The organism is Geobacillus sp. Sah69 (assembly GCF_001414205.1).
GTDB classification, from domain to species: domain Bacteria; phylum Bacillota; class Bacilli; order Bacillales; family Anoxybacillaceae; genus Geobacillus; species Geobacillus stearothermophilus.
Genome location: NZ_LLKS01000032.1, coordinates 396,195 through 410,002 on the forward strand (window position 1 = coordinate 396,195; position 13,808 = coordinate 410,002).

A 13,808-nucleotide genomic window follows, 5' to 3' on the forward strand; every position below is an offset into this window, starting at 1 on the left:
AAACAATGATTGATAGGATCATAAAACGAATACAAAAGCAATCGTCGGTGCTAATGGTGGGTTATGCGGTAGGATGGATATTGACCAGTTATGAAGCGTGGTTTTTTAGTTTGCTCATTGGAACAGCAACAGGGCTGTACAGCATTCGCTTGCTGGCCCGGCGTGTCATAAAAGCAGGAGAAGCGATGGCCGAGGGACGGCGCCCTCCTTCGCTTGGGACCATGATTCGATTTGCGCTGGCTGCCGCCGTTGCGCTGTTTGTGTCCCGGTATCCCCAACATTTGTCCGTTATGCCGGTCGTCCTCGGCTTGGCCACCCCATATATCCTATTGGTAGCAAATCATTTTTTACATAATGACTAATCAGCTGTGTAGAAAGCGAGGTGAGAGAGGATGGAGCATAAAGCGCCGCTTGTCGAATTTTTAGGCCTTACGTTTAATTTATCTGATATGTTGATGATTACGATCACCTGTTTGATCGTTTTCATCATTGCTGTTGCGGCTACTCGCTCGCTTCAGTTGCGCCCGACGGGGATGCAAAACTTTATGGAGTGGGTCTTTGACTTTGTTAGAGGCATCATTAACAGCACAATGGATTGGCAAACGGGCGGCCGCTTTTTGACGCTGGGGGTCACGCTCATCATGTATGTGTTTGTGGCCAATATGCTTGGACTGCCGTTTTCCGTCCATGTCAACGGCGAACTTTGGTGGAAATCGCCAACCGCGGATGCGACCGTTACGTTGACGCTGGCGGTGATGGTCGTCGCCCTCACCCACTACTATGGGGTGAAAATGAAAGGGGCATCCGACTATTTGCGCGATTACACCCGTCCAGTCGCCTGGTTGTTCCCACTTAAAATCATCGAAGAGTTTGCCAACACGCTGACGCTCGGTTTGCGTCTTTTCGGGAACATTTACGCCGGGGAAATTTTGCTTGGCTTGCTCGCCAGCCTTGGCACGCATTACGGTGTGCTTGGCGCTGTTGGCGCAGCCATTCCGATGATGGTGTGGCAAGCGTTCAGTATTTTTGTCGGAACGATTCAGGCGTTCATTTTTACGATGTTAACCATGGTTTATATGGCTCATAAGGTCAGTCATGACCATTGAGCATTCCTTATCATTTCATTAAGGACTTGAAACATTACTTTAACATGGTGAAGGAGGATCTATCAACATGAGTTTGGGTGTACTTGCAGCTGCGATTGCGGTAGGTTTAGGGGCGTTAGGCGCCGGCATCGGCAACGGATTGATCGTCAGCCGTACCATCGAAGGGATTGCTCGTCAACCAGAATTGCGTCCGGTTTTGCAAACGACGATGTTCATCGGGGTCGCGTTGGTTGAGGCGCTTCCGATCATCGGTGTCGTCTTCTCGTTCATTTACTTAGGTCGATAAGAAATCGATATGGAAAGTGATGGCGAAGTTCGTGTCAACGACCACCTTCGCCATTCCTTTATGTGCGGTTTTGCGAGACCGCGTCGGTGCGATAGCTGTCGAAAGGAGTGAAACGCGGTGTTGTGGAAGGCAAACGTATTGGTGCTCGGCGAAGCGGCGCATGGCATCAGCGGCGGCACGATTATTTACCAATTGCTGATGTTCATTATTTTGCTGGCCTTGTTGCGCAAATTCGCTTGGCAGCCGTTAATGAATATCATGAAACAACGTGAAGAACATATCGCGAACGAAATCGACCAAGCGGAAAAACGCCGCCAAGAAGCGGAAAAACTGCTGGCAGAGCAGCGTGAACTGATGAAGCAATCGCGTCAAGAAGCGCAAGCGCTCATCGAAAATGCGCGCAAGTTTGCCGAAGAGCAGAAAGAACAAATCGTCGCCTCGGCCCGTGCGGAAGCGGAACGGGTGAAAGAAACGGCGAAACAAGAAATCGAGCGCGAAAAAGAACAGGCAATGGCCGCGCTCCGCGAACAAGTGGCGTCGTTGTCTGTCTTCATCGCCTCGAAAGTGATTGAAAAAGAGTTGACCGAGCAAGATCAACGCAAGCTGATCGAAGCGTACATCAAAGACGTTCAAGAGGCAGGAGGAGCGCGATGAACCAAGAAGTGATCGCCAAACGGTATGCATCCGCTTTGTTCCAAATCGCGCTCGAACAACAGCAGCTTGACTGGATCGAGGAAGACGTCCGCGCCGTACGCCAAGCGTTGGCGGAAAACGGCGAGTTTTTATCTCTTCTTTCCAACCCGAATCTTTCTTTAGAAAAGAAAAAAGCGCTTGTTCGTGAAGTGTTCGCCGGCGTTTCTGCTCCGGTGAAAAACACGCTTTTGCTTCTTCTTGAGCGCCATCGCTTCGGCCTTGTGCCTGAACTGGCCGATCAGTTTATCGCCCTTGCCAACGATGCGCGCGGCATCGCTGAAGCGATCGCCTATTCGGCGCGCCCGTTGACGGACGAAGAACTGCAGGCGCTTTCTGACGTGTTTGCCAAAAAGGTTGGCAAAGCAACGCTCCACATTGAAAATATCGTCGAGCCGGAACTGATTGGCGGCGTGAAGCTGCGCATCGGCAACCGCATTTATGACGGCAGCGTCAGCGGGCAGCTTGAACGGATTCAGCGGCAGCTCATTGGTTAACATTTGGAGACAGGGGTGAAAGGCATGAGCATTAGAGCGGAAGAAATCAGCGCGCTCATTAAGCAGCAGATTGAAAACTACGAATCGCAAATCCAAGTGAGCGATGTCGGCACCGTCATCCAAATCGGCGACGGGATCGCGCGCGCTCATGGGCTTGATAACGTCATGTCCGGCGAGCTTGTTGAATTTGCCAACGGCGTGATGGGCATGGCGCTCAACTTGGAAGAAAACAACGTCGGGATTGTTATTTTAGGGCCGTATACCGGCATCAAAGAAGGAGACGAAGTGCGCCGCACAGGCCGGATCATGGAAGTGCCGGTCGGGGAGGCGCTCATCGGCCGCGTTGTCAACCCGCTCGGCCAGCCTGTCGATGGCTTAGGCCCGGTGGAAACGACCGAAACGCGCCCGATCGAGAGCCCGGCGCCGGGCGTTATGGACCGGAGATCGGTGCATGAGCCGCTGCAAACCGGGATTAAAGCGATCGACGCGCTCGTGCCGATCGGCCGCGGCCAGCGCGAGCTCATCATCGGCGACCGGCAAACGGGGAAAACGTCCGTCGCCATTGACACGATCATCAACCAAAAAGACCAAAACATGATTTGTATTTATGTCGCCATCGGGCAAAAAGAATCGACGGTCCGCACCGTTGTCGAAACGCTCCGCAAACACGGCGCGCTCGACTATACGATCGTCGTCACCGCTTCGGCGTCGCAGCCGGCTCCGCTTTTGTTCTTGGCGCCGTATGCCGGTGTGGCGATGGGCGAGTATTTCATGTATAAAGGCCAACACGTGTTAGTGGTCTATGACGATTTATCGAAACAAGCCGCGGCATACCGTGAATTGTCGCTCTTGCTTCGCCGTCCGCCGGGTCGTGAAGCGTATCCGGGGGATATTTTCTACTTGCACTCCCGCCTGCTTGAGCGCGCAGCGAAATTGAGCGATGCCAAAGGCGGCGGTTCGTTGACTGCGCTTCCGTTCGTCGAAACGCAAGCGGGCGACATTTCCGCCTACATTCCGACGAACGTCATCTCGATTACGGACGGGCAAATTTTCTTGCAATCGGACTTGTTCTTCTCCGGCGTCCGCCCAGCGATCAACGCAGGGTTGTCCGTTTCGCGCGTCGGTGGGGCAGCACAAATCAAAGCGATGAAAAAAGTAGCCGGGACGCTTCGTTTGGACTTGGCCGCTTACCGTGAGCTCGAAGCGTTCGCCCAATTCGGCTCCGACCTCGATAAAGCGACGCAGGCGAAGCTCGCCCGCGGGGCGCGCACGGTCGAAGTGCTGAAGCAAGATTTGCATCAGCCGATTCCGGTCGAAAAACAAGTGTTGATCATCTATGCATTGACGCGCGGCTTTTTGGACGACATTCCGGTTAAAGATGTGCGCCGTTTCGAGAAAGAGTTTTACTTGTGGCTCGACCAAAACGGCCAACACTTGCTTGAGCACATCCGCACGACGAAAGATCTTCCGAACGAAGACGATCTCAATCAAGCGATCGAAGCGTTCAAGAAAACGTTTGTCGTTTCACAATAAGGCCGGCGGGGGCATATCGCCCCCTCATGCCTGTTAGAACCCGTGCAGCAAAAAGGTGGTGAAACCTTTGGCATCGTTACGCGATATTAAAACGCGCATCAATGCGACGAAGAAGACAAGCCAAATTACAAAAGCGATGGAAATGGTCTCGACGTCGAAGCTGAACCGCGCGGAGCAAAACGCGAAATCGTTCGTTCCATATATGGAGAAAATTCAAGAAGTCGTGGCCAATGTGGCGCTTGGCGCCGGAGGGGCTTCGCATCCGATGCTCGTTTCGCGCCCGGTGAAAAAAACCGGTTATCTCGTGATCACGTCGGATCGCGGTCTGGCTGGCGCGTACAATAGCAACGTGTTGCGCCTCGTGTACCAAACGATCCAAAAACGCCATGCTTCTCCGGACGAATATGCGATCATTGTCATCGGCCGCGTCGGGTTGAGCTTTTTCCGCAAGCGGAACATGCCGGTCATTCTCGACATCACCCGCTTGCCGGACCAGCCGTCGTTTGACGATATTAAAGAAATCGCCCGCAAAACGGTTGGGTTATTCGCCGACGGTACGTTTGACGAGCTGTATATGTATTACAACCATTACGTGAGCGCGATCCAGCAAGAGGTGACGGAACGGAAGCTTCTTCCGCTCACTGACTTGGCGGAGAATAAGCAGCGCACGGTGTACGAATTTGAACCGTCGCAAGAAGAAATTTTGGACGTCTTATTGCCGCAGTATGCGGAAAGCCTCATTTACGGCGCATTGCTCGATGCAAAAGCAAGCGAACACGCCGCCCGCATGACGGCGATGAAGAACGCAACGGACAATGCGAACGAGCTCATTCGCACATTGACGCTTTCCTACAACCGCGCTCGCCAAGCGGCGATTACGCAAGAAATTACGGAAATTGTCGCCGGAGCAAACGCCTTGCAATAGCGGACTAGCAAGTTAGGAGGGAAAACGATGACAAGAGGACGCGTTATCCAAGTCATGGGTCCGGTTGTAGACGTCAAGTTTGAGAACGGCCACTTGCCGGCGATCTACAACGCCCTGAAAATTCAACATCAAGCGCGCAACGAAAACGAAGTCGACATCGACTTGACATTGGAAGTCGCCTTGCACCTTGGCGATGATACAGTACGGACGATCGCGATGGCGTCCACAGACGGCCTCATCCGCGGCATGGAAGTCATCGATACCGGTGCACCGATTTCGGTGCCGGTCGGCGAAGTCACGCTTGGCCGCGTGTTCAACGTCTTGGGAGAGCCGATCGACCTCGAAGGCGACATTCCGGCTGACGCCCGCCGCGACCCGATTCACCGTCCGGCGCCAAAATTCGAGGAATTGGCGACCGAAGTCGAAATTTTGGAAACGGGGATTAAAGTCATTGACTTGCTTGCCCCGTATATTAAAGGCGGAAAAATCGGTTTGTTCGGCGGCGCTGGCGTAGGAAAAACGGTCTTGATTCAAGAGCTGATCCACAACATCGCCCAAGAGCACGGCGGGATTTCCGTCTTTGCTGGCGTCGGCGAACGGACGCGCGAAGGGAACGACTTGTACCATGAAATGAAAGACTCCGGCGTTATCAGCAAAACCGCCATGGTGTTCGGGCAAATGAACGAGCCGCCGGGGGCGCGGATGCGCGTCGCCTTGACCGGTTTGACGATGGCGGAGTACTTCCGCGATGAGCAAGGGCAAGACGTGCTGCTGTTTATCGACAACATTTTCCGCTTCACGCAGGCTGGTTCGGAAGTATCGGCATTGTTAGGACGCATGCCGTCGGCTGTTGGTTACCAACCGACATTGGCGACGGAGATGGGCCAATTGCAAGAGCGGATCACGTCGACGGCGAAAGGCTCGATCACCTCGATTCAAGCGATTTACGTCCCGGCCGACGACTATACGGACCCGGCTCCGGCCACGACGTTCTCGCACTTGGATGCGACGACGAACCTGGAGCGGAAGCTCGCGGAGATGGGGATTTATCCGGCCGTTGACCCGCTCGCCTCGACGTCGCGCGCGCTGGCGCCGGAAATCGTCGGCGAGGAGCACTATCAAGTCGCCCGCAAAGTGCAGCAAACACTGCAACGTTATAAAGAATTGCAAGACATCATCGCCATCTTAGGGATGGACGAACTGTCGGACGAAGACAAACTCGTCGTTCACCGCGCCCGCCGCATCCAGTTCTTCTTGTCGCAAAACTTCCACGTGGCGGAGCAGTTCACGGGCCAACCGGGCTCCTACGTGCCGGTCAAAGAAACGGTGCGCGGCTTTAAAGAAATTTTGGAAGGCAAATACGACCATCTTCCGGAAGATGCGTTCCGCTTAGTCGGCCGCATTGAAGAAGTCGTTGAAAAAGCGAAAGCGATGGGTGTCGAAGTGTGACCCGGGATAGGGGGATTGGACAATGAAAACGATCCACGTGAGCGTCGTTACTCCTGATGGCCCGGTGTACGAAGACGATGTTGAAATGGTCAGCATCAAAGCGAAAAGCGGCGAGCTCGGCATTTTGCCGGGGCACATCCCGCTTGTCGCCCCGCTCGAGATCAGCGCGGCCCGGCTGAAAAAAGGCGGCAAAACGCAATACATTGCTGTCAGCGGCGGCTTTTTGGAAGTCCGCCCGGACAACGTGACGATTTTGGCTCAAGCTGCTGAACGGGCGGAGGACATTGACGTCCTCCGCGCCAAAGCGGCGAAAGAGCGGGCGGAGCGCCGCCTGCAAAGCCAGCAGGATGACATCGACTTCAACCGGGCCGAACTGGCGTTGAAACGCGCCTTGAACCGCTTGAATGTAGCGGAAATGAAGTAAGCAGAGGAGCGGATGTTCCTCTGCTTTTTTTATCTTAATTAGGCGAGAAGACTCCCACTTCAACGAAGCGAAGCGGAGTAAGTGGGAGATGAATCGCCTTAACTATATTTTGCTGAAAATAGGATAGATTCAGTAAAATATAGTATAATATAGTTAGATGGGAGGTGAAAACATGTATTTTTGTATCAAACAACAGCTAAATGGTTTGACCAAAGAAGAATACTTGACTCTTCGAGAACTGTGCCATATTGCCAAGAACATGTACAACGTCGGATTGTACAATGTCAGACAATACTATTTTGAACACAAGGAATTTCTTAATTATGAGAAAAATTATCATCTTGCMAAAACTAACGAAAACTATAAGCTGTTAAACAGCAACATGGCACAGCAAATTTTAAAAAAGGTCAATGAAGCCTTTAAATCTTTCTTTGGTTTGATCAGTCTTGCCAAACAAGGAAAATATGACYACAAGGCTATCAGTATTCCAAAATATCTTAAAAAAGATGGCTTTCATTCACTGATCATTGGCCAGATTCGTATAGACGGCAACAAATTCACGATACCGTATTCTCGCCTATTTAAAAAGACTCACAAGCCTATCACGATAACGATTCCGCCTGTGTTACTGGACAAAAAGATTAAGCAGATTGAAATCATTCCTAAGCATCATGCCAGGTTCTTTGAGATTCAGTACAAATATGAAATGCCTGAAGATCAAAGAGAATTAAATGACCAAAAAGCACTGGCCATTGATTTAGGATTAAACAATTTTGCCACTTGTGTCACATCAGACGGCAGATCATTCATCATTGATGGGCGGAGATTAAAAAGTATCAATCAATGGTTTAACAAAGAAAATGCCAGACTTCAAAGCATAAAAGATAAGCAAAAAATCAAAGGCACCACTCGTAAACAGGCGTAACTATTCACCCCAGTGCTAGTGTATAAAAAAGCCCAGCACAAATAGGGCATTTCGGTCATAGAAAATGCCCTAGGTAGCGGAAAGAACTCGATCGATCGTTTCGCCTGCCAACAGAAGACATAACGAATCCCACACGTTTTTTTCGTGTTTCGTCAGTGTGGAAACGATGCTTCTTGCGATGCAAAACGACTGCGCGAATGTTTCTTCGCGAAACGTACCCGAAATGTTCTCTTTGACTTTGACCATGCGAAGATCGCGTTCGGCTTGGTTGTTATCAAAGGGAACATGTACTTCACGTAAGAAACGCAGCGCTTCTTCCTTTCGTTTTTGAAGGCGTCGAACAAAAGCGAGTGCTTTTTTCGGAAGAGGCGTCATCGTTTCTAATCGGTGTTGTGCTCTTTCTAGGATGCGATCATACACTCGTTCCCACCGTCTCGCTTCTTCTTCGGAAAGTGCACCGTGATGGGCTTCGACGGCTTGCTTGGCGGCTAACAGAAACGTGGTCATGCGCATCGCCCACGTATGCCCCTGTTCGATGAATCCTTTTAACTCACGCAAATGGTGGGCATGACAAAGGGCATGGGTGGCATGTGTGTATTTCGGATAYGTACCGAACGCATCGTGCATCATCGTCCCTTCATATCGGGGAAGAATCCCGATATCATCGGTCGCTTTTTTTCCACGAGAAGCGTGAGGAGCCAAGTATGTATATCTCGATGTACACGCGACATGCACCCATGCGAGTTTCCCATTGATGCGCAAACTCGTTTCATCGACATGCAGGATGTTGGATTCAAGTAAGGCGTCTTCGATGATGTCCATATTTGATTCCAGCGCTTCGCGTCCTCGTTTCACCATATTGGCAAGRGTTCCYGTACTAATCGAGTGTTGATATAACGCTTCGATTGTATCACTTAAACGCTTGTACGGGATCAATTGGATATGATGTAAATAAACAACGAGCGCCGTGAGCCGTGGACCGTATTGCACATGATTCGTGACATGGGATGGGAATTCGGCTTGTTGCACGCATCGACAATGTGGACACGATTTCACTTCACGTTCATGTTGTGTCACCTCGATCGCCACAGGAGGGACATCAAACACTTGACGGATATCGACTTTGAACGGTTTGACKTCACGCAAAGAAGCTCCACATCCTTGACACGTATGCACACGGTGGACGACACGATGATGTGGATGTTCCACTTGACGGAGCGTCTTCCCCTCATGTCCCTCTTGCCCACCAGGCTTTTTGCCAGACGGCTCGCGGGAGGAACGCTTTTTCTCAAAACGGTCAGAAGATGGGGGCAAATGGCTATTGGAGCTGTTTTTTTTCGTGCGTGCTTCCAGCTCTTGAACACGGTACTTCAGTTGTTCATTTTCTTTGCGTAGTTGTTTGTTTTCGTGACGCAAATGTTCATTTTCTTGAATGAGTTGATGAATGAGCTGTTTTTGTTGTTGAACTTTGCCGATTAAGCCCTCAACTGTAAATACAGCTTGTTGTACCGTCAACATGCGATTCACCTCCTTGTCTATCAATATTCACATCATAGACAAGGAAAGAAGAAAATATTCAGCTCACTTTATGATGTGGCTGAATAGTTACCCCAAATCTGTATCAAGCTTGATTTCAAATATATATTATGATTTTGAACCTACAGTCATAGTGCCTCAATTCCTTTCGGGGAATTGGGGCTATTTCTATTTTAGGAGGGAAAAGGATGAGCAAGTATCAAACCATCAACCACCAACAGCTAGAGTTGCTAGAAAGAGAGGTGCCTGCCAAGCAGCCGGCGAAGCGCGTCAACATTGTCAGCCTGAAGCTCGTTCGAGAGTCTAGCGTGCTGTACAAGGAGCGTCAAATCAAGTCTCCTGAGGATGCGTACAAGCTGCTGAAGCCATTCCTTGCTGAAGCTGACCGTGAGAAGTTTGTCGTTGTCTGCCTTGACACGAAAAACCAGCCGACTGCCATCAACGTTTGCCATGTCGGAAGCCTGAACGCTAGCATCGTGCATCCGAGGGAGGTGATGAAGGATGCCATTCTCTCCAATTCGGCTTCTATCATCGTTGCCCATAATCATCCGAGCGGTCATTGCGAGCCGTCGAGGGAAGACATCGAGGTAACGAAACGGTTAGTAGAGGCTGGGAGAATCGTTGGCATTGATGTGCTGGACCATTTGATTGTTTGTCCTGAAAGATATTTGTCACTGAAAGAAAAAGGATATATTTGAGAGGAGACGAGAAGATGTTACACATGGATTGGTTTGTAAGGACAATGAAGAGAACGTTCAACGTAGCAGCGAACATTGACGAGGTGGGTTATGAAGCGTACGAATTCTATCACGAAGAGCTGGACAACTATCTTGTGCCTGAAGAACATCTGGAAAAACTACCGAATCCGCTGCTTTTTGAGACTCTAAGGTATGTTGATGAGAAACGAAATGATTGGATAGCGGGATTTGTAAGAGATGAGGAAACGGGGGAGAAATTGTACGAGGTGTGGATAAAGAACGGTGAGCCAATCGCTTACGAAATATATGTCTGAGATTGACGGATTTTCGTACGAGAATATCACGACTATATACATGCTCATTGAAAAGTTAACCTTCGCATAAGCGGTGCCCACTCTGGTTATACTGCTCCTAAGGAAAAGCATGGGAAAGGAGCGGAATTCTGCATGAAACGTCTCAACATCACCGACAACCATGGATGGACGCCCCGGAAACTCCGCAAGCAGGAACGGAAGATCAAAAACGCTCATCTCCGCCAACGTGTGATGCCGTCCGCCTGGTCATAGAAGGCTATTTGGGCAAAGACGTGGCCTCCATGGTCAACGTGTGCCGCCAAACCGTTTCCCATTATGTGTCGCTGTTTAACGAAGGGGGCCTGGAACTCCTGCTTCATCGGGATTTTGCCCCTGGGCGAGAGCCGTTTCTCACCGAAGAACAGCAGGAAGAGATCAAACACCTTGTGTTGACCACGACACCCGCGGAGCTGGGCTGGGACATCGCTTCGGCGTGGAATACGAAGATCCTTCAATCCTATGTACACCACCATTATGGCATCTCCATGTCCCGCGAAGCCTTGCGAAAACTCTTGCATCGAAAAGGGCTTTCGTGGACCCGGCCGACTTACACGTTGGCGAAAGGAGATCCGGATCGGCAAAAACACTTCGAAAAACAAATGGATCTAATAAAAAAACTTAATCGATCCAGATTCCGTCCTGTTGTACATCGATGAAACGCATATCCGATCGTATCATGTGTTGCGTACGACATGGTCAGAGGTTGGCCGTCAAAAGCAAGTGCCGACGTTCGGCCATCATGCTCACGTATCGCTGTTTGACGCCGTTATCTTGCTCGGCATGAAAGTATACAAACAACCGCTATTTATGTAGACACATCACGAGAAGACCATATGCAGGCGTTAAGGAGAATGTAATTCGATGAGTAAAAAACGTGTTGTACTTGATTATTTTTATGAAAAAGTTGCTGATGAAGTTTGTGATACAAAAATTTGAAAAAACGAATATAAAGAAGAAGTTATTTTAGTTTTAGAATACTCGAAAAGCTAATGAAGATAACGATTTTTTATTTTTGTGCAATTAGGAAGAATCCCCTGACCTCTTAGCTAAAAAGTTATAAGGGAAGGAGGCAACATATAGCAATACATTCCTCTTTTTAAGGAAAAAATGAGTTTTATCGAGAACTTTTTAATAATTTTTTGCATAAAATAATCATATATTCCGTTTTTTGAGGAAAATATATAGAAAATCAATACATTCTTATTTATAATTTATTGTAGATACGGAGGTGAAATGTATGGTAAATACAAACAAAATTGTAGGTCAGAATGTCAAAAAATATATAGAAAGTAAAGGTATTAAACATTCATGGGTGATGGAACGCACTGGTATTAAGAAGACAGCTTATTATAATTTCTTAAAAGGCGAAGGAAATGTGGAGGAGTATGTTGCAAAGATCAATAAGCTATTCCGCATTAAAGATCCGTTCTTTTTTTACAAGGCAGATATGGAATTCAAAGAAAAAACGTTTGACCGTAGCCGATCTGATTCATTTATGAATTATGTGGCCCTTTCGTTTCACGGTGCAGAGGACGAAGAATTCAAAAAGGGCATGCATCTTTTCAGCGAATTTGTTGAACTGATCGATGTGTTAAAATCAGTGACAAATTCCGAACATCCAAGGGGGTAGTCCATTGATTGCAAAAGACAATCTTGAAATGATTCTAGAGCATAACAAAACACATTTGCCGAAAATTAAAAAGGCGATGGATCGTATTTACTTCCTCGGAGATCCTCTTGCTCATGTAAAGCCGCTTGATTTTATAAAAACTTATCTTTACGAGCATGCAAATGTATTGCAGTTTCCGATTCAACATGCTGACTATGGTGGGCTTGTGTATTACTATAACGGTGATTATTATGTCCATATTAATACCGCACAGCCGAGAATATATGAAAATTTCATGTGGGCGCACGAGTTTTATCATTTCTTTTTTGACAAGGAGAAAATTAAGAACCCTGACCAAAATTTTATCATGATTGATCATATTTATGATGAAAAAGAGCGGCTTCCTAATCTCTTTGCTTCCGAATTTTTAATTAATGACTTTGTGTTAGAAAGAAGCTTTCAATTTTTAGAAACTGCTCATACGAAACAATCTCTCCCGGAAAAAATTATGCGATTAATCAGTATCTTCCAGATCCCGTATAAAGCGTTAGTTGTGAAACTTGCTCAAAACGAATTGATCACGATTAACGAAGCAAAAGATGCATTGGACTATGATTATAGAAATCGTATTCCCCATGATATAGACAAATCATTGTTCGAGCCTAGTTATACGATAAACATCAGCGGGTTTGATGAATTATATGAAAAGGCAAAAGGATTGATGTATGAGGAGGATCTTCAATCGATTAAAAAATTTTATGATAAGCTATATGAACAAGTGTTGGCGTCAGTGCATGATCAAAGGGGGACGAAAGGATGAAGGTCCTCGATTCCCCTGTTTTAGAATCCGTTCGCCCGTTTATTTCAGATAATACGGTCCAACTGTACCAGTCACTAAATGAACATCAAGCATTTTATATGTTAGATAATATGATCTTAACGAAATTCAGAAAACAAATATCAAATTTGCCGCTTTTGCTGCAGGCGTTTCATCAGTCCCCGGTTTTTCTTATTCCTGATGCAGTGTTAGAAGAGTCTTGTAGGAATATACCCACAAAGGAACGGTATAATGATTATTACTTTGAGCTTTTCAAACAATTATCGGAGAAGAAACAGCTGTATATTCTATCGATGCAAACCATTTATCACTTATTAGAGAAAGGAATGACGAAAAAGCAACGCATATTGGATGTGATGAAACAACTAGCTTTGCAAGCTTTCAGAGTCAATAGAGATATTATTCATAACCTGGAACGATGTGAATTATCCTCTTTTTCGGATCTTCCGAAATTGAGACAAATCATTTTACATAACGGAAATAATGCAGGAGAGCGCTTTATTTGTTTTTTCTCATTATTGCTTGTTCATCAGTACTACGGTCCTGCCTATATATGTAGTGATGACGGCAAAGGTGTATATACGATGTATAATACTTTTGTAAATAACGAAAGTTTATTTGGAATATTAGGTATCGATGATTTTTTAGGATTTAAACAGCAATACATCCTGCTGTCTTATGACCGTATTCTACAATTATCCATTCAAAATACGAAATTAAGCTCCGAAGAAATCTATGCTTTTGTGCACAGCAGCGGTCGAAACGAGTCGAGGAAGGTCATTTATTCGTTAGATGGACAGTCATTCCATACAGAAATTAAAAATGCCAATTTGGCAAAATGGATTGAAGAAGGAAAAATAGAGATTTCCTTTTAACGGAGGGGCATCCGTTGCTTCTCAAAAGTTGCGAAAGCTCGATAGAGGCAGAGAGCCGCAAGGA

Annotated in this window: 16 protein-coding genes and 2 pseudogenes; 17 read left to right on the plus strand and 1 reads right to left on the minus strand. The window is 47.6% G+C overall.

The window, feature by feature from the left end; genetic code table 11:
• Positions 1 to 5: 5 nt before the first annotated feature.
• The 10 genes and pseudogenes from AP057_RS08490 to AP057_RS08535 form a co-directional block, all read left to right on the plus strand.
• The gene (locus AP057_RS08490; RefSeq protein ID WP_033017477.1) at positions 6 to 362 is read left to right on the plus strand and encodes an ATP synthase subunit I; all 357 of its coding nucleotides are present in this window, start codon (positions 6 to 8) and stop codon (positions 360 to 362) included.
• 30 nt (positions 363 to 392) lie between these two features.
• Complete coding sequence (atpB, locus tag AP057_RS08495) at positions 393 to 1,106, plus strand: F0F1 ATP synthase subunit A (RefSeq protein ID WP_015376063.1); 714 nt, start codon at positions 393 to 395, stop codon at positions 1,104 to 1,106.
• A gap of 67 nt (positions 1,107 to 1,173) precedes the next feature.
• On the plus strand, positions 1,174 to 1,392 hold the full coding sequence (gene atpE / locus AP057_RS08500; RefSeq protein ID WP_011232830.1) for a F0F1 ATP synthase subunit C: 219 nt from the start codon (positions 1,174 to 1,176) through the stop codon (positions 1,390 to 1,392).
• 120 nt (positions 1,393 to 1,512) lie between these two features.
• Positions 1,513 to 2,046, plus strand: a complete 534-nt coding sequence (locus tag AP057_RS08505; RefSeq protein WP_183084009.1) for a F0F1 ATP synthase subunit B — start codon at positions 1,513 to 1,515, stop codon at positions 2,044 to 2,046.
• On the plus strand, positions 2,043 to 2,579 hold the full coding sequence (locus tag AP057_RS08510) for a F0F1 ATP synthase subunit delta (RefSeq protein ID WP_033017479.1): 537 nt from the start codon (positions 2,043 to 2,045) through the stop codon (positions 2,577 to 2,579). Before AP057_RS08505 ends, AP057_RS08510 begins: the two co-directional genes overlap by 4 nt.
• 24 nt (positions 2,580 to 2,603) lie before the next feature.
• Positions 2,604 to 4,112: a F0F1 ATP synthase subunit alpha gene (gene atpA, locus AP057_RS08515; protein WP_033017480.1), complete on the plus strand. Its 1,509-nt coding sequence runs from the start codon at positions 2,604 to 2,606 to the stop codon at positions 4,110 to 4,112.
• 67 nt (positions 4,113 to 4,179) lie between these two features.
• Positions 4,180 to 5,037, plus strand: coding sequence for a F0F1 ATP synthase subunit gamma (locus AP057_RS08520; RefSeq protein WP_033017481.1), 858 nt, complete (start codon positions 4,180 to 4,182; stop codon positions 5,035 to 5,037).
• A 27-nt stretch (positions 5,038 to 5,064) separates the two neighbouring features.
• Positions 5,065 to 6,486, plus strand: coding sequence for a F0F1 ATP synthase subunit beta (atpD, locus tag AP057_RS08525; RefSeq protein WP_055358520.1), 1,422 nt, complete (start codon positions 5,065 to 5,067; stop codon positions 6,484 to 6,486).
• Positions 6,487 to 6,508: 22 nt separating this feature from the next.
• Complete coding sequence (locus tag AP057_RS08530) at positions 6,509 to 6,910, plus strand: F0F1 ATP synthase subunit epsilon (protein ID WP_033017484.1); 402 nt, start codon at positions 6,509 to 6,511, stop codon at positions 6,908 to 6,910.
• 172 nt (positions 6,911 to 7,082) lie between these two features.
• Positions 7,083 to 7,832: pseudogene (locus AP057_RS08535) on the plus strand (RNA-guided endonuclease InsQ/TnpB family protein); the annotation flags it as partial.
• A gap of 72 nt (positions 7,833 to 7,904) precedes the next feature.
• Here the strand turns inward: AP057_RS08535 and AP057_RS08540 are convergent.
• Positions 7,905 to 9,353, minus strand: coding sequence for an IS66-like element ISBst12 family transposase (locus tag AP057_RS08540; protein WP_055358521.1), 1,449 nt, complete (start codon positions 9,351 to 9,353; stop codon positions 7,905 to 7,907).
• A gap of 206 nt (positions 9,354 to 9,559) precedes the next feature.
• On the opposite strand from AP057_RS08540, the gene AP057_RS08545 reads away from it, so the two are divergent.
• From AP057_RS08545 to AP057_RS08575, 7 genes and pseudogenes are all read left to right on the plus strand, one after another.
• Positions 9,560 to 10,069, plus strand: a complete 510-nt coding sequence (locus AP057_RS08545) for a RadC family protein (protein ID WP_055358522.1) — start codon at positions 9,560 to 9,562, stop codon at positions 10,067 to 10,069.
• 14 nt (positions 10,070 to 10,083) lie between these two features.
• The gene (locus tag AP057_RS08550) at positions 10,084 to 10,383 is read left to right on the plus strand and encodes a hypothetical protein (protein WP_049625129.1); all 300 of its coding nucleotides are present in this window, start codon (positions 10,084 to 10,086) and stop codon (positions 10,381 to 10,383) included.
• A 132-nt stretch (positions 10,384 to 10,515) separates the two neighbouring features.
• Positions 10,516 to 11,078, plus strand: a pseudogene (locus AP057_RS16275) (transposase).
• Complete coding sequence (locus tag AP057_RS08560) at positions 11,065 to 11,235, plus strand: transposase (protein ID WP_183084373.1); 171 nt, start codon at positions 11,065 to 11,067, stop codon at positions 11,233 to 11,235. The pseudogene AP057_RS16275 and the gene AP057_RS08560 overlap by 14 nt, the downstream one beginning before the upstream one ends.
• A gap of 424 nt (positions 11,236 to 11,659) precedes the next feature.
• Positions 11,660 to 12,052: a hypothetical protein gene (locus AP057_RS08565; RefSeq protein ID WP_055358525.1), complete on the plus strand. Its 393-nt coding sequence runs from the start codon at positions 11,660 to 11,662 to the stop codon at positions 12,050 to 12,052.
• A 4-nt stretch (positions 12,053 to 12,056) separates the two neighbouring features.
• On the plus strand, positions 12,057 to 12,851 hold the full coding sequence (locus AP057_RS08570; RefSeq protein ID WP_055358526.1) for an ImmA/IrrE family metallo-endopeptidase: 795 nt from the start codon (positions 12,057 to 12,059) through the stop codon (positions 12,849 to 12,851).
• Entirely contained in the window at positions 12,848 to 13,744 is an 897-nt protein-coding gene (locus tag AP057_RS08575; RefSeq protein WP_055358527.1) for a hypothetical protein, read from the plus strand. The genes AP057_RS08570 and AP057_RS08575 overlap by 4 nt, the downstream gene beginning before the upstream one ends.
• The last annotated feature ends 64 nt before the right edge of the window (positions 13,745 to 13,808 follow it).